Origin of the sequence: Pseudomonas sp. Marseille-Q0931, assembly GCF_940789645.1 — a bacterium.
Taxonomy (GTDB): Bacteria; Pseudomonadota; Gammaproteobacteria; order Pseudomonadales; family Pseudomonadaceae; genus Aquipseudomonas.
Genome location: NZ_CALNWT010000001.1, coordinates 838888 through 864356, shown reverse-complemented (window position 1 = coordinate 864356; position 25469 = coordinate 838888). Strand labels below are relative to the sequence as shown.

General features: G+C 64.8%; 15 protein-coding genes. 6 read left to right on the top strand and 9 right to left on the bottom strand.

Annotation, left to right across the window (positions count from 1 at the left end; translation table 11 throughout):
* Nucleotides 1–17 precede the first annotated feature (17 nt).
* The 5 genes from nuoJ to nuoN are packed head-to-tail and all read left to right on the top strand — an operon-like array spanning nucleotide 18 to nucleotide 5728.
* Nucleotides 18–527, top strand: a complete 510-nt coding sequence (gene nuoJ, locus P3C50_RS04190) for an NADH-quinone oxidoreductase subunit J (RefSeq protein ID WP_275544994.1) — start codon at nucleotides 18–20, stop codon at nucleotides 525–527.
* Nucleotides 524–832 carry an NADH-quinone oxidoreductase subunit NuoK gene (gene nuoK, locus P3C50_RS04185; protein WP_275544993.1) on the top strand — a complete coding sequence of 103 codons (309 nt, stop codon included), beginning with the start codon at nucleotides 524–526 and terminating at the stop codon, nucleotides 830–832. The genes nuoJ and nuoK overlap by 4 nt, the downstream gene beginning before the upstream one ends.
* Nucleotides 829–2679 carry an NADH-quinone oxidoreductase subunit L gene (nuoL, locus tag P3C50_RS04180; protein WP_275544992.1) on the top strand — a complete coding sequence of 617 codons (1851 nt, stop codon included), beginning with the start codon at nucleotides 829–831 and terminating at the stop codon, nucleotides 2677–2679. Before nuoK ends, nuoL begins: the two co-directional genes overlap by 4 nt.
* 15 nt (nucleotides 2680–2694) lie before the next feature.
* Nucleotides 2695–4224, top strand: coding sequence for an NADH-quinone oxidoreductase subunit M (nuoM, locus tag P3C50_RS04175; RefSeq protein WP_275544991.1), 1530 nt, complete (start codon nucleotides 2695–2697; stop codon nucleotides 4222–4224).
* 19 nt (nucleotides 4225–4243) lie between these two features.
* Nucleotides 4244–5728, top strand: coding sequence for an NADH-quinone oxidoreductase subunit NuoN (nuoN, locus tag P3C50_RS04170; protein ID WP_275544990.1), 1485 nt, complete (start codon nucleotides 4244–4246; stop codon nucleotides 5726–5728).
* Nucleotides 5729–5838: 110 nt separating this feature from the next.
* Here nuoN and tam read toward each other — a convergent pair whose 3' ends face one another.
* Entirely contained in the window at nucleotides 5839–6600 is a 762-nt protein-coding gene (gene tam / locus P3C50_RS04165; RefSeq protein ID WP_275544989.1) for a trans-aconitate 2-methyltransferase, read from the bottom strand.
* A gap of 308 nt (nucleotides 6601–6908) precedes the next feature.
* On the opposite strand from tam, the gene P3C50_RS04160 reads away from it, so the two are divergent.
* Nucleotides 6909–7916, top strand: coding sequence for a TRAP transporter substrate-binding protein (locus tag P3C50_RS04160; protein WP_275544988.1), 1008 nt, complete (start codon nucleotides 6909–6911; stop codon nucleotides 7914–7916).
* A 24-nt stretch (nucleotides 7917–7940) separates the two neighbouring features.
* Here the strand turns inward: P3C50_RS04160 and P3C50_RS04155 are convergent, their stop codons facing one another.
* The 8 genes from P3C50_RS04155 to P3C50_RS04120 form a co-directional block, all read right to left on the bottom strand.
* A complete protein-coding gene (locus tag P3C50_RS04155) occupies nucleotides 7941–9989 on the bottom strand; it encodes a putative bifunctional diguanylate cyclase/phosphodiesterase (protein WP_275544987.1) in 2049 nt (682 codons plus the stop codon).
* A gap of 154 nt (nucleotides 9990–10143) precedes the next feature.
* Nucleotides 10144–11622, bottom strand: coding sequence for an efflux transporter outer membrane subunit (locus P3C50_RS04150; RefSeq protein ID WP_275544986.1), 1479 nt, complete (start codon nucleotides 11620–11622; stop codon nucleotides 10144–10146).
* Entirely contained in the window at nucleotides 11619–14723 is a 3105-nt protein-coding gene (locus P3C50_RS04145) for a multidrug efflux RND transporter permease subunit (protein WP_275544985.1), read from the bottom strand. Before P3C50_RS04145 ends, P3C50_RS04150 begins: the two co-directional genes overlap by 4 nt.
* A gap of 85 nt (nucleotides 14724–14808) precedes the next feature.
* On the bottom strand, nucleotides 14809–17901 hold the full coding sequence (locus tag P3C50_RS04140; protein WP_275544984.1) for an MdtB/MuxB family multidrug efflux RND transporter permease subunit: 3093 nt from the start codon (nucleotides 17899–17901) through the stop codon (nucleotides 14809–14811).
* The gene (locus P3C50_RS04135) at nucleotides 17898–19127 is read right to left on the bottom strand and encodes an MdtA/MuxA family multidrug efflux RND transporter periplasmic adaptor subunit (protein WP_275544983.1); all 1230 of its coding nucleotides are present in this window, start codon (nucleotides 19125–19127) and stop codon (nucleotides 17898–17900) included. Before P3C50_RS04135 ends, P3C50_RS04140 begins: the two co-directional genes overlap by 4 nt.
* A 222-nt stretch (nucleotides 19128–19349) precedes the next feature.
* Nucleotides 19350–19850, bottom strand: a complete 501-nt coding sequence (tpx, locus tag P3C50_RS04130; RefSeq protein WP_197856494.1) for a thiol peroxidase — start codon at nucleotides 19848–19850, stop codon at nucleotides 19350–19352.
* Nucleotides 19851–20012: 162 nt separating this feature from the next.
* Complete coding sequence (locus P3C50_RS04125; RefSeq protein ID WP_275544982.1) at nucleotides 20013–23693, bottom strand: translocation/assembly module TamB domain-containing protein; 3681 nt, start codon at nucleotides 23691–23693, stop codon at nucleotides 20013–20015.
* On the bottom strand, nucleotides 23690–25417 hold the full coding sequence (locus P3C50_RS04120) for an autotransporter assembly complex protein TamA (RefSeq protein ID WP_275544981.1): 1728 nt from the start codon (nucleotides 25415–25417) through the stop codon (nucleotides 23690–23692). The genes P3C50_RS04125 and P3C50_RS04120 overlap by 4 nt, the downstream gene beginning before the upstream one ends.
* Nucleotides 25418–25469: the final 52 nt, after the last annotated feature.

The window sequence follows — 25469 nt, the reverse complement described above, 5'->3', positions numbered from 1 at the left end:
GGAGTGAGGAGTTTCTGATGGAATTCGCGTTCTACTTCGCCGCCGGCGTGGCGGTGGCATCGACGGTCGGAGTGGTCACCAACACCAACCCGGTGCATGCCCTGCTCTATCTCATCGTCTCGCTACTGGCGGTGTCGATGGTGTTCTTCGCCCTCGGCGCCCCCTTTGCCGGCGCGCTGGAAATCATCGTCTATGCCGGCGCCATCATGGTGCTGTTCGTCTTCGTGGTGATGATGCTCAACCTCGGCCCGGCTGCCGCCGAGCAGGAGCGCAAGTGGATGACACCCGGCATCTGGGTTGGCCCGGCGATTCTCAGCGCCCTGCTGCTCGGCCAGTTGCTCTATGTGCTGCTCAACCACGTCAGCAACGCCCATATCGGCCACACCACGGTCGAGGCCAAGGCCGTCGGCATCAGCCTGTTCGGCCCTTATCTGCTGGCGGTGGAGCTGGCTTCCATGCTGCTGCTCGCCGCGCTGGTCGCCGCCTACCACCTGGGCCGCCACGACGCCAAGGAGCCAAACGCATGACCGGCATTCCACTCGAGCACGGCCTGGCTCTGGCCGGCGTGCTGTTCTGCATCGGCCTGGTCGGTCTGATGGTGCGGCGCAACATCCTGTTCATCCTGATGAGCCTGGAAGTGATGATGAATGCCGCCGCGCTCGCCTTCGTCGTTGCCGGTGCCCGCTGGGGCGCGGCTGACGGCCAGGTGATGTTCATTCTGGTGATCACCCTGGCAGCCGCGGAGGCCAGTATCGGCCTGGCGATCCTGCTGCAGCTGTATCGCCGCTTCAACACTCTGGATATCGACGCTGCCAGCGAGATGCGCAGATGAACCTTCTAGCCCTGACTCTATTCTTCCCGCTGCTCGGCTGGCTGCTGCTGGCCTTCTCGCGCGGACGCTTCTCGGAAAACACCAGTGCGCTGATCGGTGTGGGCTCCATCGGCCTGGCCGCCGCCAGCGCCGCCTGGGTAATCGCCGCGTTTCTCGGCAATCCGCCGGCCGGCGGCGCCTACAGCCTGACCCTGTGGCAGTGGATGAATGTCGAAGGCCTGGCGCCGAGCTTCACCCTGCATCTGGACGGCCTGTCGGCAACCATGCTCGGCGTGGTCACCGGCGTGGGTTTCCTGATCCACCTGTTCGCCAGCTGGTACATGCGCGGTGAAGAAGGCTATTCGCGCTTCTTCGCCTACACCAACCTGTTCATCTTCAGCATGTTGCTGCTGGTTCTCGGCGACAACCTGCTGGTGCTGTTCTTCGGCTGGGAAGGCGTGGGCCTGTGCTCGTACCTGCTGATCGGCTTCTACTACAAGCACGTGCCCAACGGTAACGCGGCGCTCAAGGCGTTCATCGTCACCCGCGTCGGCGACGTGTTCCTGATGATCGGCATGTTCTTGCTGTTCATCAATCTCGGCACCCTGAACATCCAGGAGCTGATGGTGCTGGCGCCGCAGCAGTACGCGGCCGGCGACGCCTGGCTGTGGCTCGCCACGCTGATGCTGCTGGGCGGCGCGGTGGGCAAGTCCGCCCAGTTGCCGCTGCAGACCTGGCTGGCCGACGCCATGGCCGGCCCGACCCCGGTGTCGGCGCTGATCCACGCGGCGACCATGGTCACCGCCGGCGTGTACCTGATCGCCCGTACCCACGGCCTGTTCCTGCTGACCCCGGAGATTCTCGAACTGGTCGGCATCGTCGGCGGCGTGACCCTGGTGCTGGCCGGCTTCGCCGCGCTGGTGCAGACCGACATCAAGCGCATCCTCGCCTATTCGACCATGAGCCAGATCGGCTACATGTTCCTGGCGCTGGGCGTTGGCGCCTGGGATGCGGCGATCTTCCACCTGATGACCCACGCCTTCTTCAAGGCCCTGCTGTTCCTCGCCTCCGGTGCAGTGATCCACGCCTGCCACCACGAGCAGAACATCTTCAAGATGGGCGGGCTGTGGAAGAAGCTGCCACTGGCCTACGCCAGTTTCGTCGTCGGTGGTGCGGCGCTGGCCGCCCTGCCGCTGCTGACCGCCGGCTTCTACTCCAAGGACGAAATCCTTTGGGAAGCTTTCGCCAGCGGCCACAGCGAGCTGCTCTACGCCGGCCTGGTCGGTGCCTTCCTGACCTCGATCTACACCTTCCGCCTGATCTTCATCGCCTTCCATAGCGAGCAGAAGACCGAGGCACACGCAGGCCATGGCATTGCCCACAACCTGCCGCTAATGGTGCTGATCGTGCTGTCCACCTTCATCGGCGCCTGGATCACCCCGCCGCTGGCCGGTGTGCTGCCGCAAAGTGCCGGCCATGCCGGTGGCGAGGCCAAGCACAGCCTGGAACTGCTGTCGGGGCTGATCGCGGTGAGCGGCATCGTCATCGCCGCCCTGCTCTTCCTCGGCCAGCGCCGCGTTGCATCCGCCGTGGCGCAGAGCGCGCCGGGTCGCCTGCTGAGCGCCCTGTGGTTCGCTGCCTGGGGCTTCGACTGGCTCTACGACAAGTTGTTCGTGCGCCCCTACCTTGCGCTCTGCCACCTGCTGCGCCGCGACCCCATCGACCGCAGCATCGGCCTGATTCCGCTGCTTGCGCGCGGTGGCAACGCCGCACTGGTGCGCAGCGAGAACGGCCAGGTGCGCTGGTACGCCGCTTCGATCGCCGGGGGCGCCGTGCTGGTGCTCGCCGCCATCCTATTTTTGAGTTAAGGAAAACAGCCTGTCATGATTCTGCCCTGGCTAATCCTGATCCCCTTCATCGGTGGCCTGCTGTGCTGGCAAGGCGAGCGCTTCGGCCACGTTCTGCCGCGCTGGATCGCCCTGCTCACCATGGGCCTGCTGTTCGGCCTGAGCCTGTGGCTGTGGGTCAGCGGTGACTTCACCCTGGCGCCGGCGCCGGACGGCGGCCCGCGCTGGGCCCACGAGTTCGTCATCGACTGGATCCCGCGCATGGGCATCACCATCCACCTGGCGATGGACGGCCTGTCGGTGCTGATGGTGGTGCTCACCGGCCTGCTCGGCGTGCTCTCGGTGCTCTGCTCGTGGAACGAGATCCAGCACCGCGTCGGCTTCTTCCACCTCAACCTGATGTGGATTCTCGGCGGCGTGGTCGGCGTGTTCCTCGCCGTCGACCTGTTCCTGTTCTTCTTCTTCTGGGAAATGATGCTGGTGCCGATGTATTTTCTCATCGCGCTCTGGGGTCATAGCGGCAGCGACGGCCGCACCCGCATCACCGCCGCCACCAAGTTCTTCATCTTCACCCAGGCCAGCGGCCTTGTGATGCTGGTGTCGATCCTGGCCCTGGTGTTCGTGCACTTCAACCAGACCGGCGTGCTGACCTTCAACTACGCCGACCTGCTGAAGACCGAACTGGCGCCGGGCACCGAATACCTGCTGATGCTCGGTTTCTTCGTCGCCTTCGCGGTGAAGTTCCCGGTGGTGCCGGTGCACTCCTGGCTGCCGGACGCCCACGCCCAGGCACCGACCGCCGGCTCCGTCGACCTGGCCGGCATCCTGCTGAAGACCGCCGCCTACGGCCTGCTGCGCTTCGCCCTGCCGCTGTTCCCCAATGCCTCGGCGGAATTCGCGCCCATCGCCCAGTGGCTCGGCGTATTCGCCATCATCTACGGGGCACTGCTGTCGTTCGCGCAGACCGACATCAAGCGCCTGGTGGCCTACTCCAGCGTGTCGCACATGGGCTTCGTGCTGATCGCCATCTATTCCGGCAGCCAGATCGCCCTGCAGGGTGCAGTGGTACAGATGGTTGCCCACGGCCTGTCCGCTGCTGCGCTGTTCATACTGTGCGGCCAGCTGTACGAGCGCGTGCACACCCGTGATCTGCGCCAGATGGGCGGGATCTGGGCGCGCATGCCTTGGCTGCCGGCCATCAGCCTGTTCTTCGCCGCCGCCGCGCTGGGCCTGCCGGGCACCGGTAACTTCGTCGGTGAATTCCTCATCCTGATCGGTAGCTTCCCCAGCGCGCCCTGGGTCGTGGTGCTGGCTGCCAGCGGCCTGGTACTCGGCTCGGTGTACGCCCTGGCGATGATCCACCGCGCCTACTTCGGCCCGGTGCAACAGGAAGCGCCGCTGCCGGGCCTGAAAGCTCGCGAGCTGGCCATGGTGCTCGGCCTTGGCGTGCTGCTGATTCTGCTTGGCGTTTACCCGCAACCGGTGCTCGATACCTCTGCTGCCAGCATGCATGGCGTACAGCAGTGGATGGCTGGCGCCCTCGATCAACTCGCCTCGGGCCGGTAAGGGTAAGGATTAGAGACTCATGGAACATCACGCTGTCGAATTCACCCTGCAACACCTGATCGCCCTGCTGCCGCTGCTGGTGACCAGCCTCACCGCTGTCGTGGTGATGCTGGCGATCGCCGCCAAGCGTAATCACACGGTGACCTTCATCCTCTCGGTCGCGGGCCTGAATCTGGCGCTGCTGTCGCTCATTCCAACGCTGGACGTGGCACCACTGGAAGTCACCCCGCTGCTGCTGATCGACAACTTCGCCTGCTACTACATGGCGCTGGTGCTGGCCGCCAGCCTGGCCTGCATCACGCTTATTCATGCCTACCTGGGAGGTGAGTCGGGCAAGGGTTACCCACGCAACCGCGAGGAACTCTACCTGCTGGTGCTGCTGTCGGCTGCCGGCGGTCTGGTGCTGGTCAGCGCGCAACATCTGGCTGGTCTTTTCATTGGCCTGGAGCTGCTGTCGGTGCCGACCTACGGGATGATCGCCTACGCCTTCTTCAACAAGCGCTCGCTGGAAGCCGGCATCAAGTACATGGTGCTGTCCGCCGCTGGTTCGGCCTTCCTGCTATTTGGCATGGCGCTGCTGTACGCCGAGTCCGGCAACCTGGCGTTCGTCGACCTGGGTGTCAGCCTGGCACGCGAGAGCAGCCAACTGGTGCAGATCGGCATCGGCATGATGCTCATCGGCCTGGCCTTCAAGCTGTCGCTGGTGCCCTTCCACCTTTGGACACCGGACGTCTACGAAGGCGCGCCGGCACCGGTGGCGGCCTTCCTGGCCACCGCCAGCAAGGTGGCGGTATTCGCCGTGCTGCTGCGCCTGTACCAGATATCCCCGGCCATGAGCGGCGGTTGGCTGAGCGACCTGCTGACCCTGATCGCCATTGCCTCGATCCTGTTCGGCAACCTGCTGGCCCTGCTGCAGAACAACCTCAAACGCCTGCTGGGTTACTCCTCCATCGCCCACTTCGGCTACCTGCTGGTGGCGCTGATCGCCAGCAAGGGCCTGGCCGTGGAAGCGGTGGGCGTTTACCTGGCCACCTACGTGCTGACCAGCTTGGGTGCGTTCGGCGTGATCACCCTGATGTCCACGCCCTACAGTGGCCGCGATGCCGATGCACTGTACGAGTACCGTGGCCTGTTCTGGCGGCGCCCTTACCTGACCGCCGTGCTTACGGTGATGATGCTGTCGCTGGCCGGCATTCCGCTGACGGCAGGCTTCATCGGCAAGTTCTACGTGATCGCCGCCGGTGTCGAGGCGCAGCTGTGGTGGCTGCTCGGCGCCATGGTGCTGGGTAGCGCCATCGGCGTGTTCTATTACCTGCGGGTGATGGTCACCCTGTTCATGCGCGAACCCAACATGCATCGCCACGACGCCCCCTTCGACTGGGGCCAGCGCGCCGGTGGCATCATGCTGCTGGTGGTCGCCCTGCTCGCCTTCATCATCGGCGTTTACCCTCAGCCGTTGCTGGAACTGGTGCAACACGCCGGACTGGTTGCCCTGGCGCACTGAACGAAAAGCCCCGCAGATGCGGGGCTTTTCGTTTAAGGATCGCGGCTAAGCCCCTCCCACCAGTCACCACAAACCTGTGGGAGGGGCTTTAGCCGCGACAGCTTGCTGCGCTAGCGCCGAGCAACCAGGAACAACCGCGGGAACGGCAACAACACCCGGCCATCAGCCTGCGCCGGATAGGCCTCGGCGATCGCCTCTTGGTAACGCGCCAGAAATGCCACCTGCTGCTCAGCATCCAGCGGTTGCAGGAACGGCAATAGCGCCGTGGACTTGAACCACTCCACCACCGCCGCGGCATCGTCCAGCACATGGAAATAGGTCGTGCGCCAGATGTCCAGCTCGCTGGCATGCGCGCCGAGGATGTCGTAATAGGTCTGCGCACTGTGCCGCTCGGCATGACGCACCTGACCGATACGTGCAGCCCAGGGCTCATCGGCCGCCACTTCACGGGCCAGCCGATGCGCCGGCTCCTGCAGGTTGTCCGGCGTCTGTATCGCCAACCAGCCGCCGGGCGCCAACTGCGCGAGCAAGCGCGGATAGAGCTGCGCGTGATCGGGCAACCATTGCAGTGAGGCGTTGGCCAGGATCAGCTGCGGCGCGCGCTCGGCCTGCCAGTGCTGGATATCTGCCAGCTGGAAGCTGACCTGTGGCAGGCGCTCACGCGCCGCGCGCAGCATGTCTTCGCTGCTGTCGATACCGATCACTCGCGCTTGTGGCGCATGCGCCTGCAATACGCCAGTGGAATTGCCGGGGCCGCAGCCCAGATCGACGGCCAGTTCGATACCATCGCGAGGTACCGCCGCCAGCAGGTCATGCACCGGGCGAGTACGCTGGCGTTCGAAGAGAGAATACTGCTGCGCGGACCAACTCATTCGGGCACTCCTGCGTTCAGACGAGGAGACAGAATAACAGGCGAAGACAAGTCGCCTGCGCACCGGCAACTTTCCGCTCCCCGCCCGCCTGCACATGGCGGTTATCCGCCACCCGCTGTGCGCCAGATCACATGCTTTTTAACGACCCAAGCAGGCTGGCGGAAAATCGCCACAATGGCATAACCCTTGCCATGCAAGACCCAGCTCGGAGCTGTCCGGGGTGCTGCCTATCCCCGACAGAACAGCGGAGCGACCAACACGAGGCGCCTGCCAAGGCACCGCAACCGATAAGAAGAAAAGGAAGCAGTATGTTCAATCCAGTCCGCGCCCTGGCCGCTTGCGCCCTGGCGTTAGCCTCTTTCGGTGCCGCCACGGCACTGGCCGATGAACCTATCCTGATCAAATTCTCCCACGTCGTCGCCGATGGCACCCCAAAGGGCCAAGGCGCGTTGATGTTCAAACAACTGGTGGAAGAGCGTCTGGGCGGCAAGGTGAAGGTCGAGGTCTACTCGAACTCCAGCCTCTACGGCGACGCCAACGAGCTCGAGGCGCTGCGCAACAACGAAGTGCAGCTGCTGGCGCCCTCGCTGGCCAAGTTCGAGCAGTACACCAAGCAATTGCAGGTGTTCGACCTGCCCTTCCTGTTCGATGACATCGAGGCGGTCAACCGCTTCCAGAAACGTTCCAAGGGCCGCCAGCTGCTGCGCTCGATGGAAGATCACAACATCGTCGGCCTGGCCTATTGGCACAACGGCATGAAGCAGCTGTCGGCGACCCGCGCGCTGCATACGCCCGGCGACGCCAACGGCCTGAGCTTCCGCATCCAGCCATCAGGGGTGCTGGAGGCGCAATTCCGCCAGGTCGGCGCCAGCACCCAGAAACTGCCCTTCGCGGAAGTGTTCAAGGCGCTGCAGAGCGGCCAGGTGCAGGGCGCGGAAAATCCCTGGTCGAACATCTACAGTCAGAAACTGCACGAAGTGCAGCCCTTCATCAGCGAAACCAACCATGGCGTGCTGGACTACATGCTGGTGAGCAACTCACGCTTCTGGTACGGCATCCCGCATCAGATGCGCGTGGAGCTGGAAGCCATCATCGATGAAGTCACCTACGCGGTGAACAAGCAGGCCGAAGCCGCCAACCAGGCCGACCGCCAGCGCATCATCGAGTCAGGCCGTAGCCAGCTGATAACCCTCAGCAGCGAAGAGCGCGAAGCCTGGCGCGACGCCATGCGCCCGGTGTGGCAACAGTTCGAATCGGTGATCGGTAGCGACGTGGTCAAGGCCGCACAAACCGTAAATCGCAAGCAGCGCGATTGATGGCGGAAATCCGCCAGATATCGTTCAACTGGCAATTTGTTCGGCGGGCAGTGGAACGCCGAGCAAAAAGCCCTGCAGCGAATCGCAGCCGAGTTCGGTAAGAAACGCCTGCTGCTCGGGCGTTTCCACGCCTTCGGCGACGATGCGCAGGTCCAGCGCTTGGCCCAGGGCGACAATGGCGGAGACGATGGCGGCATCGTCGCCGTCATGCTGCAGATCCCGCACGAAGCCCCGGTCGATCTTCAGTTCGTTGGCTGGCAAACGTTTGAGATAGAGCAGACTGGAATAGCCGGTACCGAAGTCGTCAATGGCGATGTCCACGCCCATCTCGGCAAGCTGTTCGAGTATCTTCTGGCTGGTGCCCACGTCATGCATGGCGGTGCTTTCAGTGATTTCCAGGGTCAGGCAGTTGGCCGGCAGCGCATGTTTGGCCAGGGTCCGGCGCACGGTTTCGACCAACTCGCCGTGGCAGAACTGCAGCGCAGAGAGATTCACCGCCACACGCCAGTGGTGGTGGCCCTGGTCGTACCAACAACGCATCTGCCGACAGGCTTCATCCAGCACCCAGTCGCCAATCGGAATGATCAGACCGGTCTTCTCCGCCAGACCGATGAAGCGTACCGGTGCCAGCATGCCCTGCGTAGGGTGTTGCCAGCGCAACAAGGCCTCGGCACCGAGCATGCCGCCGGAGTCGCTGGCGAACTTGGGCTGGTAGTGCAAGCGCAGCTCACCACGTTCGAGGGCGACACGCAGATCCTGCAGCAGTTGCAATTGTTGCCGCGCATTGGTGTTCATCGAACTCTCGAAGAAGCTGTAGCCATTCTTGCCAAGGTTCTTGGCGTGATACATCGCCGCGTCGGCATTGATCAATAGCTCCTGCTGGTCGAGACCGTCCCCAGGGAACAACGCGATGCCCACGCTGGTGGAAACCCGCAATTCATGGCCGTCGACATCGAAGGCCTGGTTGAGCAGCCCCACCACATGGCTGGCAAGGTTTGCCGCGTCTTCTCGATGGCGGAGATCGGCCAGCAGCACGAACTCATCGCCACCGATGCGCGCCAGGCTGTCGTTGGCGCGCAGATGAGCACGCAGACGTTGAGCCACGGCTACCAGCAACTGATCGCCAACATGGTGACCGAACGCATCGTTGACCGGTTTGAAACCGTCCAGGTCCATGAACAGCAAGGCAAAGCACCCACCGTTGCGCTGTGTCTGGAGGATGCTTTGGCCAATGCGGTCTTCCAGCAGCAGGCGATTGGGAAGCTTGGTCAGCGCATCGTGTAGTGCCAGCTGGGTCAGTTCGGCATTGGCCTGGGCCAGCGAATTGTTCAACAGCTCCGTACGCACCTCCAGGCGCGCATCGAGCACCGAGGTCAGCAATGCGATGGTCAATACAGCAAGGGTGGTGACGATCACCAGGCTGGCCAGCCAGGCGCTGTCGAGGCCGCTGAAGGCGGCCCCACAAAAACTCCCCTCGGGAAAATTAGCCGCCGCCATACCGGTGTAGTGCATACCGATGATGGCCAGCCCCATGATCACAGCTGCCCCGGCACGCAGTAGGCGGATATGACGCCCGCTGCGGCGCAAGCGGAAGGCGATGAACAAGGCCGCTCCGGAGGCCGCGACGGCGATCAGCAAAGACAGTGCGAACAGCAACGGGTCATAGACGATGCCCGGCTGCATGCGCATTGCCGCCATGCCGATGTAATGCATGGCCCCGATGCCGCCCCCCATGGCCAAAGCGCCCAGCGCAAGATGCCAGGCAGGCAGCTGTGGCTGACTCACCAGCCACAGCGCGAAGCCCGAAGCGAGCACGGCGATGGCAAGGGACAACAGGGTAATGGTGAGGTCGTAGCCAAGGTCTATCGGCAGGCTGAAGGCGAGCATGCCCACAAAATGCATGGACCAGATGCCGATGCCCATGGCCACCGAGCCGCCACCGATCCATAACAGGCGCGCCCTGCCACTGGCACTGGCGATACGCCCCGCGAGGTCGAGGGCGGTGTAAGACGCGAGAATCGCCACGCACAGCGAGAGGAAAACCAGGGCGGAATCGTAACTACCAATCAGCATCGAGGACTCTGCGCAAAAAAGACGCACGGCCGAAAGGCGTATCCGCCCGACATCCCTGATAGCCAGTTGCGATCACTTAAGATTTAGATTGCGAATCTTAGCGGAAAATTTAGCTCACCGGTCAGGTTATGAATATGACCGGCAAGGCATCGCCCTACCGATCATGGCTAGCGTCGCTCTCGTGCAGTTGCCCAACCTGCCAGCCGCCACCCAGCGCAGCAATCAGCTGCACGCTGGCCGTCAGGCGACTGCCCAGCAGCGTGAGGTTGCTGCGCTCGTTGTTCAGCGCCGTGGCCTGGACGTTGACCACGCTGTTGAAATCGACGGTACCGGCGCGGTACTGGTTCTCGATCAGGCGCAGCGACTCGCGCGCCGCCTCCAGCGCCTCCTGCTGTACGCCGCTCTCCTGCTCCAGCACGCGCAGCTGCACCAGGTAATCCTCCACCTCACGGAAGCTGTCCAGCACGGCCTGACGGTATTGCGCCACGGTCTGATCGTAGGCGGCTTCGCTGCGCTCCAGCTCCGCACGCCGCGCGCCACCGTCGAACAGGTTCAAGGCCAGTTGCGGGCCCAGTGACCAGAAACGATTGGGCACTTCGATCCAGTCGGCGAAGCTGCTACCGCGATAGCCACCCGTGGCCGAGATCGTCAGATCGGGGAACCAGGCCGCTTCGGCGATGCCGATCTGCGCGTTGGCTGCCATCACCCGACGTTCGGCGGCAGCAACGTCAGGACGACGTTCGAGCAACTGCGAAGGCAGCGCCACGGGCACTTCGGGCAGCGCCGGCAGGCTATCGCGCGGTGCGATGGAAAGCTCTGCCGGGCTGACCCCGACCAGCACGGCAATGGCATGTTCGAGTTGCGCGCGCTGCCACTGCAGGTCGATGGCCTGCGCCTGGGTGCTCTTGAGCTGCGTAGTGGCCTGAGCCACGTCGGACCTGGGCACGATGCCGGCGCGGTACTGGTTTTCGGTCAGACGCAGCGAGCGCGCATAAGCCGCCACGGTAGCGTCCAGCAGGCGTTTCTGCTCATCGAGGATGCGCAGTTGCAGATAGTTCTGCACCAGTTCGCTCTGCAGGCTCAGACGCGCTGCGGCGAGATCGGCGGCGCTGGCATCGAATTCGGCGCGACTGGCTTCAAGGCCGCGGCGCAGCTTGCCCCAGATATCCAGCTCCCAGGCTGCGTTGAGGCTGAGGTCGTAGCTCTTGGAAATCCTCGATGCACCCGAGCCGCTGACGGTGACGCCATCGGCGGTGCGGATGGTGCTGTCGCCACCGCCCTGCCCGGCCCGGGTCACGCCGGCGTTGCCGGACAGCGTCGGGTAGAAGCTGGCCCGCGCACTGCGTACCAGCGCGCGCGCCTGGCGGTACTGGGCCTCGGCAGCCGCCAGGTTCTGGTTGGAAACATGCAGACGCTCGACCAGCGCATCGAGCTCGGCGTCGCCATACAGCGCCCACCAGTTGCCGCGCTCCAGCGCGTCTGCCGGCGCCGCACTCTTCCAGCCGTCGACCTGCTTGAACTGCACGGGCGCCGTCAGCTCGGGCCGCTGATAGTCCGGCCCCAGGGCGCAGCCCCCCAATACGCCAGCCAGCAGCAGGGAGACGAGTGTTCGGGCGAAAGGAGCTCGGTTCATAGCGGATTTTCCAACGAGGCATCGGTGCGCACGCCGCGCCAGCGGTTGACGCGATGACGCAGGCGGTCGAAGTAGAGGTAGATCACCGGAGTGGTGTAGAGCGTCAGCACCTGGCTCAGCACCAGGCCACCGACGATGGTGATGCCCAGCGGCTGACGCATTTCCGACCCTTCGGCGGTGCCCAGCATCAGCGGCAAGGCGCCAAGAATCGCGGCCAGGGTGGTCATCATGATCGGGCGGAAACGCAACAGACAGGCCTGACGGATGGATTCCTGCGGGGTCAGGCGCTCACCGCGTTCCAGTTGCAGAGCCAGGTCGACCATGAGGATGGCGTTCTTCTTGACGATACCGATCAGCAGGAACAGGCCCAGCAGCGAGATCAGGCTGAATTCCATGCCTACCAGCTGCAGCGCGAGCAAGGCACCGACCCCGGCAGACGGCAAGGTGGAAAGAATGGTCAGCGGGTGCACGTAACTCTCGTAGAGCACGCCCAACACCAGGTACACCACCACCAACGCCAGCAGGATCATCAGCGGCTGGTTGTCCTGCGTCTGCTGGAAGGCGGCGCCAGTGCCACCCAGCGTGCCCTGCACCTCGGTCGGCAGGTTGAGCTGGGCGATGGCCACGTCGATGGCCCGGGTCGCCTGATCCAGGCTGACGCCCTCGGCCAGGGAAAAGCCGATGTTCTCCACGGCGAACTGGCCCTGGTGGCTGACCCGGTCGTTCTCCAGGCTGCGCTCCCAGCGGGCGAAGGCCGAAAGCGGCACGCGCGCACCATCGTCGGTGATCAACTGGATCTGGTCCAGCGCTTCGGGATGCTGCGCGTACCTGGGATTGATCTCCATCACCACGCTGTACTGGTTCAGCGCCTGGTAGATGGTCGAGACCTGGCGCTGGCTGAAGGCGTTGTTCAGCACCGCGGTGATCATGTCCATGTCCACCCCCAGGCGGCGTGCCGTCTCGCGGTCCACTACCAGGCGAATCTGCTGCGCGCCCTCGGTTTCCCGCGCGTCGATACCGGTCAGTTCGGGCAGCGCGCGCAGCGCCTCGCGCACCCTCGGCAGCCAGGTGCGTAACGAATCGAGGTCATCGGACAGCAGCATGTATTCGTTTTCCGAGCTGCGCCCCTGGCGCCCGCCTATCTGCAGATCCTGGTCCGGCATGAGGAACATGCGTCCGCCAGGCACCTTGGGCACCGTGTTGCGCAGGCGGTTGATCACGTCCTGTGCCGAGTCGCTGCGCTGGGCAATGGGCTTGAGGCGCACGATCATGAAGGCGTTGTTGATGCCCCCGCTGCCGCCGATGAAACCGGCCACGCTTTCCACCGCAGGATCGGCCAGCACCGCGTTGCGGAAGATCTCCATCTTCGGCTGCATGACCTGGAACGACATGCCGTCGTCGCCGCGGATGAAACCGATCAACTGGCCGGTGTCCTGCTGCGGCATGAAGGTTTTCGGCACGCTGACGAATAGATAGACATTCAGCGCGATGGTGGCGAGAAAACTCAGCAGCATCAGCAACGCATGACGCAGCGCCCAATCCAGGCTGCGCGCGTAGACGGCCAGCACCCGCTCCTGCACGTGATCGCCCCATTGCTGCAGGCGGCTGCGCGATTGCTCTTGCTCGGGCTTGAGCCAGCGCGCACAGAGCATCGGCGTCAGCGTCAGCGACACCAGCAGGGATATCACCACCGCCACTGCCAAAGTCAGGGAGAACTCGCGGAACAGGCGCTCGATGATGCCACCCATGAACAGGATGGAGATGAACACCGCGACCAGCGAAAGGTTCATCGACAGCAGGGTGAAGCCCACTTCGCGTGTGCCTTTGAGCGCTGCCTCCAACGGAGGCTCACCATTGCGGATGTGCCGCGAAATGTTCTCCAGCACCACGATGGCGTCGTCCACCACCAGGCCGGTGGCGATGATCAGCGCCATCAGCGACAGATTGTTCAGCGAGAAGCCCAGCAGATACATAGCGGCGAAACTGCCGATCAGCGACACCGGCACCGCCAGCGCCGGAATCAGCGCCGCACGCCAGCGGCCGAGGAAGGCCAGCACCACCAGAATCACCAGGCCCACGGCGATCAGCAGGGTCTGCTCGGCTTCATGCAGGGTGGCGCGGATCACGGGCGAGCGATCCATGGCCACCTCCAGCTTGACGCTGGCTGGCATCACCTCGCGCAAAGCCGGCAGCTCGGCGCGAATGTCGCGGATGGTCTGCAGGATATTCGCCCCGCTCTGGCGGTTGATCACCAGCAGCACCGCCTCTTTATCGTTGTAGAAACCGCTGTTGTAGCGATTCTCGACGCCATCGGTCACGGTCGCCACATCGCCCAGGCGCACGGCGGCGCCGTCCTGGTAGCGAATGATCATCGGCATATAGTCGGCGGCCTTGGCCAACTGGTCGCTGGCCTGCACCTGCCAGCGGCGCTGCGGGTCTTCCACTGCGCCCTTGGGTTTCAGCGCATTGCTGGCGGCGATGGCCTGGCGCACTTCGTCCAGGGCGATGCCGTACTGGTCGAGCAGACGCGGCTCCAGCGCCACCCGCACCGCTGGCAGCGAACTGCCGCCGACCTGCACCTCGCCCACGCCGGTGACCTGCGACAGCTTCTGCGCCAGGATGGTCGAGGCCACGTCGTACAGCTGGCCCTTGTTCAGGGTATCGCTGGTCAGCGAGATGACCATGATCGGCGCTTGCGAGGGGTTGATCTTGCGGTAGCTGGGCATGGTGCGCATGCCGCTGGGCAACAGCTCGCGCGCGGCATTGATCGCCGCCTGCACCTCGCGGGCCGCGGTGTTGATGTCCTTGTCGAGATCGAACTCGACCATGATCCGCGTGCTGCCCTGGCTACTGCTGCTGTTCATCTGGTTGACGCCGGCGATGCTGCCCAGCGAGCGCTCCAGCGGCGTGGCCACCGTCGACGCCATGATCTGTGGACTGGCACCCGGCAGGTTGGCCTGCACGGTGATCACCGGAAAGTCCATGTTCGGCAACGGCGACACCGGCAGCAGGCCGAAGCTGACGCCGCCCAGCAGCATGATCGCCAGGCTCAGCAGCAGCGTCGCCACTGGCCGGCGGATAAAGGGGGCGGAGAGGTTCACGCCGCGCCCTCTGTGGGAGCGAATTTATTCGCGAAACGGTCTGGAAGGATCGCGAACAAGTTCGCTCCTACACGGTAATTGCCGTTCATACCGCCACCCCTGCCGCGCTACGTCCCGTCGCCCGCCGCGACAGGCGATCGAAGTACAGGTAGATCACCGGCGTGGTGAACAGCGTCAGCACCTGGCTGACCAGCAGACCGCCGACCATCACCAGCCCCAATGGCTGACGCAGCTCGGCGCCGGAGCCCGACGCGAGCATCAGCGGAATGGCCCCGAACAACGCCGCCAGGGTGGTCATCAGGATCGGCCGGAAACGCAGCAACGCCGCCTGGTAGATCGCCGGCTCGGGCGCCATGCCCTGGTTGCGCTCGGCCTCCAGGGCGAAGTCGATCATCATGATCGCGTTCTTCTTGACGATGCCGATCAGCAGGATGATGCCGATGATGGCGATCAGGCCCAGGTCGTTGCCCGTCAGCAGCAGCGCCAGGAGTGCGCCGACACCCGCCGATGGCAGCGTGGAGAGGATGGTGATCGGGTGGATATAGCTCTCGTAGAGCACGCCGAGCACGATGTACATGGTGACGATGGCAGCCAGGATCAGCAGCAGGGTCGACGACAGCGAGGCACGGAAGGCCTCGGCAGCGCCCTGGAACTGGGTGTTGATGGACAGCGGCAGGCCGATTTCCTGCTCCACCCGCTCGATCACCTCAACCGCCTCGCCCAGCGACACGCCCGGCGCCAGGTTGAACGACAGGGTCACTGCCGGGAATTGGCCGATGTGGTTGATCAGCAGGCTGGCCGGACGCTCCTCGATGTGCGCCAGGGATGACAGCGGCACCTGCTGGCCTTCGCCGGTAGCGACGTGGATCTGGCGCAGCGCGGCCAGGCCGATATGCCCGCCATCGCGGCTTTCCAGCACCACGCGGTACTGGCTGGCCTGGGTGTAGATGGTGCTGATCTGGCGCTGGCCGAAGGCGTCATACAGCGCGTCGTCGATATTGCCGACGCTGATGCCCAGGCGCGCGGCAGCGTCGCGGTCGATATCCAGGTACACCTGCAGACCACGGTTCTGCAGGTCGCTGGCCACATCGGTCAGCTCGGGCTGTTCGCGCAGTGCCTCGACCAGGCGCGGCGTCCAGTCTTCCAGCAGTTGGCTGTCAGGCGACTCCAGGGTGAACTGGAACTGGGTGCGGCTGATGCGATCCTCGATGGTCAGGTCCTGCACCGGCTGCATGAACAGCTCGATACCGGGAATCTTCGCCAGCTCCGGGCGCAGCCGTTCGATCACCTCACTGGCGGTGACATCGCGTTCGGCATGAGTCTTCAGGTTGATCAGCAGGCGGCCACTGTTGAGCGTCGGGTTATCGCCATCCACGCCTATCGACGAGGACAGGCTGGCCACCGCCGGATCACGCAGGATCACATCAGCCAGACGCTGCTGGCGTTCGCTCATGGCGGCAAAGGAAATCGACTGAGGCGCCTCGGAAATGCCCTGGATCACCCCGGTGTCCTGCACCGGGAAGAAGCCCTTTGGCACGACCAGGTACAGCAGCACGGTCAAGCCCAGCGTCGCGATGGCCACCAGCAGCGTCAGCGGCTGATGCTTGAGCACCCACTGTAGCCAGACGCCGTAGCGCTCGATCATGGCATCGATGACGCCACCGGCAGCCTGATAGAAGCGCCCTTCGTTCTCCGCTTTCTCCGCCTTGAGCAGGCGCGCGCACATCATCGGCGTCAGGGTCAGCGACACCACCAGGGAGATCATGATGGCCACCGCCAGGGTGATGGCGAACTCGCGAAACAAGCGGCCCACCACATCGGCCATGAATAGTAGCGGAATCAGTACGGCGATCAGCGACAAGGTCAGCGAAACCAGGGTGAAGCCGATCTGCCGGGCGCCCTTGAGCGCGGCATTGAGGGGTGTTTCGCCCTCCTCCAGATGGCGCGCGATGTTCTCCAGCATGACGATGGCGTCGTCGACCACGAAACCGGTGGCGATGGTCAGCGCCATCAGTGTCAGGTTGTTGATGGTGAAGCCGGCCAGGTACATCACGCCGAAGGTGCCGATCAGCGACAGCGGTACGACGATCGACGGGATGACGGTCGCCGATAGCTTGCGCAGGAACAGGAAGGTCACCATCACCACCAGGGCGATGGCCAGCAGCAACTCGTGCTGCACGTCGCGCACAGCGGCGCGGATGGTCTGCGTGCGGTCGGTAAGCACCTTGACCTCGACGCTGGCCGGCAGGCCCTCGGTCAGGTGTGGCAGCAGGGTCTGGATACGGTCGACCACATCGATCACGTTGGCACCCGGCTGGCGCTGCACGTTGACCAGCACCGCCTGATTGCGGTTGGCCCAGGCGGCCAGGCGCTCGTTCTCGGCGCCATCGATGATCTCAGCGACGTCCTTCAGACGCAGCGCGGCGCCGTTCTCATAACTGAGGATCAGCTCGCGGTATTCGTCGACGGATTTCAGCTGGTCGTTGGCATCGAGCTGGGAAACGCGTGTCGGCCCATCGAAGTTGCCCTTGGGCTGGTTGACGTTGCTGGCGGTGATCAGGCTGCGCACGTCGGCCAGGCTCAGGCCATAGGACGCCAGCGCCTCGGGGTTGACGCGAATGCGCACCGCCGGACGCTGCCCGCCGGCCAGGGTCACCAGGCCGACGCCACTGGTTTGCGCGAGCTTCTGCGCCAGGCGGGTATCGACCAGATCATTGACCTGCGGCAGCGGCAGCGTCTTTGAACTCACCGCCAGGGTCAGCACTGGCGTGTCGGCCGGGTTGACCTTGTTGTACACCGGCGGTGCCGGCAGATCGCCCGGTAGCAGGTTGCTCGCCGCGTTGATCGCCGCCTGCACCTCCTGCTCGGCCACCGCCAGGGAAACATCCAGGTTGAAGCGCAGGGTGATCACCGAGGCGCCACCGGAGCTGGTCGAGGACATCTGCTTGAGCCCCGCCATCTGCCCGAACTGGCGCTCCAGCGGCGCCGTCACGGCGCTGGTCATCACATCCGGGCTGGCGCCTGGGTACAGGGTCAGCACGCGGATGGTCGGATAGTCGACTTCCGGCAGCGCCGACACCGGCAGCAGGCGATAGGCGATCAGGCCGCTGAGGAAGATCGCCACCATCAACAGCGTGGTGGCGACCGGCCGCAGGATGAACGGGCGCGAGATGTTCATGCGTCGTTCCGTGCGCCAGCGCGGCCCGACTCGCCCTGTTCTCCAGCCTCGCTCGTCTGCGCCGCCTGCGGATCGACTACCTGCACTTCACTGCCGTCACGCAGGCGATCGGTGCCCTCCAGCACCAGCCGCTCGCCGGGCTGAACGCCGTCGGCAACCATGCTGCGCTCGGCATCGCTGGCAATGATGCTGACGGGACGGATGCTCACCTTGTTGTCGCCGTCTACCGCATAGACGAAGGTGCCGCGGGTACCGAACTGCACTGCAGCCGACGGAATGATGGTGGCCGCCTCGCGGGTATCCACGCGCAGGCGCACGTTGACGAACTGGTTGGGGAAGAGCATCTGCTCGGCGTTGTCGAAGCGCGCCTTGAGCTTGACCGTACCGGTGGCGGTGTCGATCTGGTTGTCCAGACTCTCCAGTACGCCCTCGGCCAGCTTCAGGCGCTCGCCGCGATCCCAGGCTTCGACCGCCAGGGTCGCGCCGTCGCGCCTGCGCTGCAGCACCGCAGGCAGGTCGCCCTCGGGGATGGTGAAAATCACCGAAATCGGATCGGCCTGGGTGATCACCACCAGCGGCGTGGTGTCGCCGCTGCTGACCAGGTTGCCGATATCCAGTTGGCGCAGGCCGAGGCGCCCGGCGATGGGAGCGCGAATCTGGGTGAAGTCGAGGTTGAGCCTGGCCGTGGCGACGTCCGCCTGGTTGCTCTGCAGGCTGCCGCGGTACTGATTGACCAGTGCCTGCTGGGTGTCGAGGGTCTGCTTGGCGATGCTGTCTTCGGCGTACAGCCCCTTGTAGCGCTGCAGATCCAGTTCGGCGTTCTTCAGTTGCGCCTGATTCTCCTGCAGCGCGCCCTGCGCCTGCTGCAGCGCGACCTGATAGGAACGCGGGTCGATCACCGCGAGCAGATCGCCGGCCTTGACCTGCTGCCCCTCTTCGAACAATACCTTGACCAGCTCGCCGTCGACCCGCGAGCGCACATTGACCGTGTTGTAGGCGGTCACCGTGCCCAGTGCCTTGAGCTCGATGGCGAACTCGCCCTGCACCACTTCGGCCACACGCACCGGCACCGGCCCCATGTCACCGAAGCGGCCACGGCCCATCTGTTGGGACTGCGGCTGACTTGGCCAGAACCACCACAGCAGGAGTAGCAGCACGGCGAGCAGCGTCAGGCCGATCAGCCATTGGCGGGAGGTGCGGGAGGCATTCGAGGAGGTGCTGGACATGGCAGGAAACGGATCACTTCTTTTAGGAGTCGGAACGATAAGCACTGGTCGGCTGCAAGCAAAGCCTATTTACCGGCTTTTTACTCTCTTCTTACGTAACCACTGTTTATCGCGGGGCCTGAACGAGACGCTCTGGTCTGCGGCTTCTGAAGCCGCACGCGGCTTTTTGCGCCGACAAATGAAAACGGCCTGCATGGCAGGCCGTTCGGTGTTTCCTGAATCTTACTTGAGTACGGCCAGGGCCGCGGCGTAGTCCGGCTCGTGGGCGATTTCGCCAACCAGCTCGCTATGCAGCACCTTGTCCTGCTCGTCCAGCACCACCACGGCACGCGCGGCCAGGCCGGTCAGCGGGCCGCTGGCAATCGCCACACCGTAGCTCTTGAGGAAGTCGGCACCACGCAGGGTGGACAGGTTGACCACGCTTTCCAGGCCTTCGGCGCCGCAGAAGCGCGCCTGGGCGAACGGCAGGTCGGCAGAGATGCACAGCACCACAGTGTTGTTCAGCTGGCTGGCTTCGGCGTTGAACGTGCGCACGGAGGTGGCGCAGGTCGGCGTATCGACGCTCGGGAAGATGTTCAGCACCTTGCGCTTGCCGGCCAGGCTGGCCAGGGTGACGTCGCTCAGGTCGCCAGCGACCAGGCTGAACGCCGGCGCCTGTTGACCGGCCTGCGGCAGTTGGCCGTCGACCTGCACCGGATTGCCTTTGAGAGTGACTTGCGCCATGGGAGTTTCCTTATCGTTCAGAGAGTTGAAGGGCAGATGTTAGACAGGGGCAACGCCCCATCGAATGGCAGGTCACGGCCCGACCAAGGCTCCAGCCTAGCGCAGAAGCGGCGTCGATACACCCGCGGCCCAGTAGGGATTTAGCCAAAGCTCGCACCGCCATCAGAAATCCCGCCGGTAGAACAGATCGAGCGAACTGGCCAGACCGCTGGCGGCCTCCAGGTACAGGCGTCGGGTCAGCTCGTAACGCAGGGCGATGGTGTTGGCTGGCTCGAATACGCCGACGCCGTAACGCAGGCTCAGGCGCTCGGTAATACTGCCGCTGGCCACCACGCTGGTGGTCACGCCGCTGCCCTCGGTATCGAGCTGGAAATCCTGAATCCCCAGGCTGTTGGCCAGGCCGGTAGTAATCGAACTACTGCCGGCCAGGCCGAGTGCCAGCGCCGCCTGGCCGAGCATGTTGTTGTCACCGCTGCTCTGCCCCAGCGGCCGCCCCAGCACCAGATAGGACAGCGCCTGTTCCTGGCTCATCGCCGGCTCGGCGAACACCGTGGTGCTGGGCTGCTCGGCATTACCGGAAAGGCGTATACCGGCCACGACATTGTCCACCTTGCGAATCGCCTCGACATCGAGGAACGGCTGATCGATCGGTCCGGTGAACAACAGCCGCGCACGGCGAATGGTCAGGCGCTGGCCGTAGGCACGGTAGCGACCATTGGCCAGATCCAGCTCACCACGGGTATCGAGGTTGTCGCCGATATGCACGCGCCCGCGCAGGTCGGCGGTCAGACCGAAGCCGCTGAAGGCCAGCTTGTCCTGCCCGACTTCGACGTCGACATCCATGGCGATGCCCAGACCCTGTTCGGTCTCGGGCACTTCGCGCCCGACCACCCGCGCGTCGCCGGATACCTTCACCGTCGATGGCGGCAGTTCACGGACGCTGATCAGCCCGCGTGGCACACCGACCTTGCCACTGACCGCCAGGCGCTGGGCACGCAGCTGCAATTGCAGATCGGGTTCCACTTCCAGCTCGGCATAGGGCTCGACCTTCACCGGCAGGCGCTGCCCCTGCAGTGACAGATCGCCGCTCAGGCCTTCGGCCCAGGCAATTTCACCGCGCAGGCTGCCGCGGCCCTGCTCGCCGCTGCGCCAGTCGCCGGACAGCTGCACCTGCTCACCCGCAATCAAGGCCTGCACCTGCAAACCCTCCAGGCTCACCGGCAGTTCGCTGCCGGACAGCTCGCCACCGTCAAGGCGCAGTTGCCCGTTAACCTGCGGTGCCAATAGCTGGCCGCTGATCGTGCCGCTGCCCTGCAGCGTGCCTTGAAGCCGTTCCGCCATGGGCACGAAGGGGCGCAGCACGGCCAGGTCGAAGCCGCTCAAGCGAAACTCGCCATCGACCGGTTTATTCGCCGGACGCGGATCGATGCGCGCCTGCAACAGCAGTTCGCCCAGGCGAGCGCTGACGAAGCGCAGCTCACTGTCCACCCGCTGCGGGCGCAGCGTGCTGTTCAGGCGCAGGCTGTCGTAGGGGAAATCCAGCCACTGCTCGTCATCCGGCTGGCGAATGCGCAGGGTGCCGCCGCCAGCATCGAGCGTGACCTGGCCGTTGGGGCCGCTGTCGGGCAGCTCGACCTTGAGCTGTCCATCCAGGCGCCCCTGCCAGGCGAAATCCTCGGGCAACCAGGGCTGCAGGCTGGCCAGCGGGAAGTTCTCCAGGCGCCAGTCCAGGCTGGGCTGCGGCATCAGCCGCTGTTGCCCGCCGCAGAGGCTGGCATCGCCGGATTGCCAGCAATGTGCACCCAGGTTCAGCCGGCCGCTGGCCAGGCGCTCCAGGCTCGCGGCCTGCTGCAGCTGCCAATCCTGCCCGCCACTCTGCACGCGACCACTGGCAATGCGCCCGCGCCAGTCGCCCTGCTCGCTCAAGTTACCGTCCAGCGCCAGCGCCAGTTGCAGCAGCGGGCCTTGCAGGTCGATGTCCAGCGCCTGGCGACGCTGATCGCCACGGCCCTCGGCCTGCAGGCGGCCAAGATAGGTTTCGCCGATACGGATACCGCGCAGGTTCAGGTCGATGCGCGCCTGCTGGCGAGCATCCAGTGTCGCGTCCAGCTGCAGCCGACGCAGGCTGGGGTCGCCGAACGCCAGACGCTCACCGGTCAACGCCAGTTGCCCTTGCGGGGCCTGCAAGCTGCCGGCCAGCGAAAGCGTACCTTGCATCTGGCCCTGCAGGCCGGGCCAGAGTTGCCCCAGGCGCGGCAAGGCCAGCTCCAGCTGGCCGCGCAGGCGCTGATCCAGCGCGCCCTGCCCGCTGACCCGATTGTCGCCCAGGCGCACCAGCAGGCGCTGCAGCTGCCACTGTTCTCCACTACCGGCGCCCTGCACCTGCAATTGCGCCGGCTGGCCACGCAGGCGGCCATTGAGGTAGATATCGGCCTCGGCCTGCAGCTTACCGGCGTTGAAGCTGCCCGAGGTGCTCAGCGGACCAGCCAGATTGCCCGGCATTTCCGCCAGCCAGTAACCGGGGTCGAGGGCGCTGAGCTGCAACATGGCCTGCCAGTCGATACCTTCGGCAAAGCCCAGCTTGAGCACGCCTTCAGCGCGGCCCTGACCGGCCACCAGTTGCAGTTGCGGCAGGCTGACCTGGCCCAGATCGCCACTGACCGGGCTGCTCAGGCTGAAATTACCCGCTGGGCCCTGCAGTTGCGCAGCGAAGTTGCCCAGGTAGTTGCCCCCGCTATAGCTGACTTCGGCCTGCATGGCGCGCAGTGCCACCGGCGGCGGCTCGTCCATCGGGTAGAGACGCTGCCAGGGAAAATCCAGCCAATCCAGCTGCGCATCGATGGTGAGCGCTTCGCTCCAGGCCAGCTTGCCCTCGACCTGGACATGCTGGGCTTCGGCCTGGATACGCAGCAGTTCGATATCCGCACCGGCGGCATCGACCCGCCCTTTCAGTTGCAGCGGCATCGGCACCTGTTCGGCGGGCAGGCTCGCGGTGCCTTCGACGCGATAGCCGGCCGCCAGATCGCCTTTGGCATGCAGTTGCAGGTCCTGCAGGCGCAGGGTCGGCGGCAAGGCATTGCTGGCCTGGAAGTCGCGGCTGGTCAGGCGCAACTCGGCCGGCAGATTCTCGGCCAGGGCCTGCACCTTGCCTTGCAGGCGTGCGTCGAGATAACCACTGCTATCCGCGTCGATCTCCAGGCTGCGCTGCAGCTCGCCGCCGACCTGCAGCGCGACCTGCCAGGGTTTGCCGTCGACTTCCGGCAACTGCAGGCGCCCACTCAATGCCAGCGGCCAGTCGCCATGCGGGGTCAGGCGACCGCTGGCATCCAGGCGCAGGTCATCGCGCTGCAGGGCCAGACGCTGCAACTCGACGCCCTGCTCGTTCCAGCTGGCGATCAGTTCTAGATCGCTCAGTTGCGCCTGGCCGTCCAGGCGCAACTCGCCCAGCTGGATATCGCCCAGTTGCAGGCGCAGCGGCAGATTCAGGTCTGGCAGGCTGAACGGCTCGTTGCTTGGCTCAGCGCTGGGCGGCAGGTCGAGCGCCGCCTGCTGCAAATGCAGGCGGTCGATGCACAGCCTCAGGCGCAGCAGGCAGGACGGCGACCAGGCCATTTCCAGTTGCTGCAGCTCAACACGCGTCGCGTCCTGCTGCCAGAGCAGCGCATCGGCCTGCCAGGCGCCGCCCAGGCGTCCCTGGAAGTTGTCGGCTTGCAACCCCGGCACCTGCGCCAGCAGCCAGCGACTGCCACCTTGGGTACCAAGCAGCACCCACAGCGCAGCGGCGAACAGCAGCACCAGGCTGAACAGGCCGATGGCCAGCCATTTCAGCACACGCCGGATCATAGTTCAGGCCCCATGGAGAAATGCAGCCGCACGCCGCCATCGTCATCCAGTGCATGGGCAAGATCCAGACGCAGCGGGCCGACCGGCGACACCCAGCGCACGCCGAAACCGACACCGGTCTTGAGAGTGGGGAAATCCAGCGAGTTGAACGAATTGCCCTGGTCGATGAAGGTCGCCAGGCGCCACTTGTCGGTGAGGCTGTACTGATACTCGGCACTGGCCGCGAACAGGTAGCGGCCGCCGATCTTGTCGCCGCGATTGTTCTCCGGCGACAGGCTCTGGTAATCGTAGCCGCGCACGCTCTGATCGCCGCCAGCAAAGAAGCGCAGCGACGGCGGCACCGCCGAGAAGCCATTGGTTTCGGTCCCGCCGAACTGCACGCGACCGAGCAGACGATGATTGTCAAATACCGTGGTCAGGCCCTTGAGCATGACGTTGCCGTGCAACACATTGGCGTCGGACAACACGCCTTCTACGGCGCCGCGCAAGTCGAACTGCACGCGGTAACCCTGGTTCGGATCGAGACGATTGTCGCTGCGCAGCCGCGAGTAACTCACCCCCGGCATCAACAAGGTGCTCAAGCCGGAATCGTCGCCCAGGCGGTATTCCTCGCGCTGCCATTTCACCGACAGCACGCGCTGCCAGCCACCGGGGCGCTGGCTGTGCCACTCCGGGCCGAGGGTGAGCAGACGGCTCAGGCTGTCGTTGCTGGCCAGCTCTTCATATTGATAGCCACCGGCCAGGCGCAGCTTGTCGGTCAGCGGTGGATCGCCGGGAATGTCGTACCACAGGCCGACGTTCTGCCGGGGGGCGGAGAGCTCGGTTTCCACCCCGTAGCTGTGCCCCTGCGGGTTGCGCCAGTGACGCGTCCAGTTGGCGCGCAGGCGCGGCCCGACATCGGTGGAGAACCCCAGGCCCAGGCCCATGGTACGCGGCTCGCGTACCTGCAGCGCCACCGCTACCGGGATGCGCAACTGATCGGCCTGGGTGGGGATGGCGTCGACCCTTACCGACTCGAAATAGCCGCTGGACTGCAGCGCCTGATACAGCTCGGCAATCAGCTCGGAATCGTAGGGGGTGTCCGGGTCGAACGGCACCATGCGTAGCAGCAGTTCTTCATCGAACGGGAAGTCGCCGCTGAAAGCGATATCGCCCAGGCTGTAGCGCGGCCCGCTGCTGAACACCAGCTCGATGTCGGCCACGCCGGCAGCCGGATCGATCTGCAGACTCTGGCGGGTGAATCGGCCGTCGAAGAAACCGTAGCGCGAGGCCTGATTCTGAATCAGCCGCTTGGCATCCTCGTAGCGTCCGTGATTGAGCACCGAGCCTGGCTGCAGGCGGCTGGCGTTGGGGACGCGAAAGGCCGACAGCTCGCTGGCCGGCCCTTCGATGCGGATGTCGACGTTGCGCAGGCGAACGCGCTCGCCCGGCTCGACTTCAAGTACCAGACGCGGTGTTTCGCCCTCTTCGATACGGCTGCGAATGCGCGCTTGGTAATACCCCAGGGCCTGAACCGCCTTGTCCGCTTCGTTCTCGGCGATACGCCGCAAACGCCGCAACGACTGCGCGTCACGCCCATCGAGGCTGCCGACGTAACCTTCGATATTGGCCTTGAGGGCCGCATTGTTCGGGGTGATCCGTACGTCCAGCTCGCTTGCAGCGAAGGCCCCCGTACTGATCAGCAGCAGCGCCAGGCTGCGCTGGAGATGTCCATATACGCTCATGGCGAAGGATGCTACCACGGCGCACAGCCCACGCCAGAGCCGCCACGCTTCT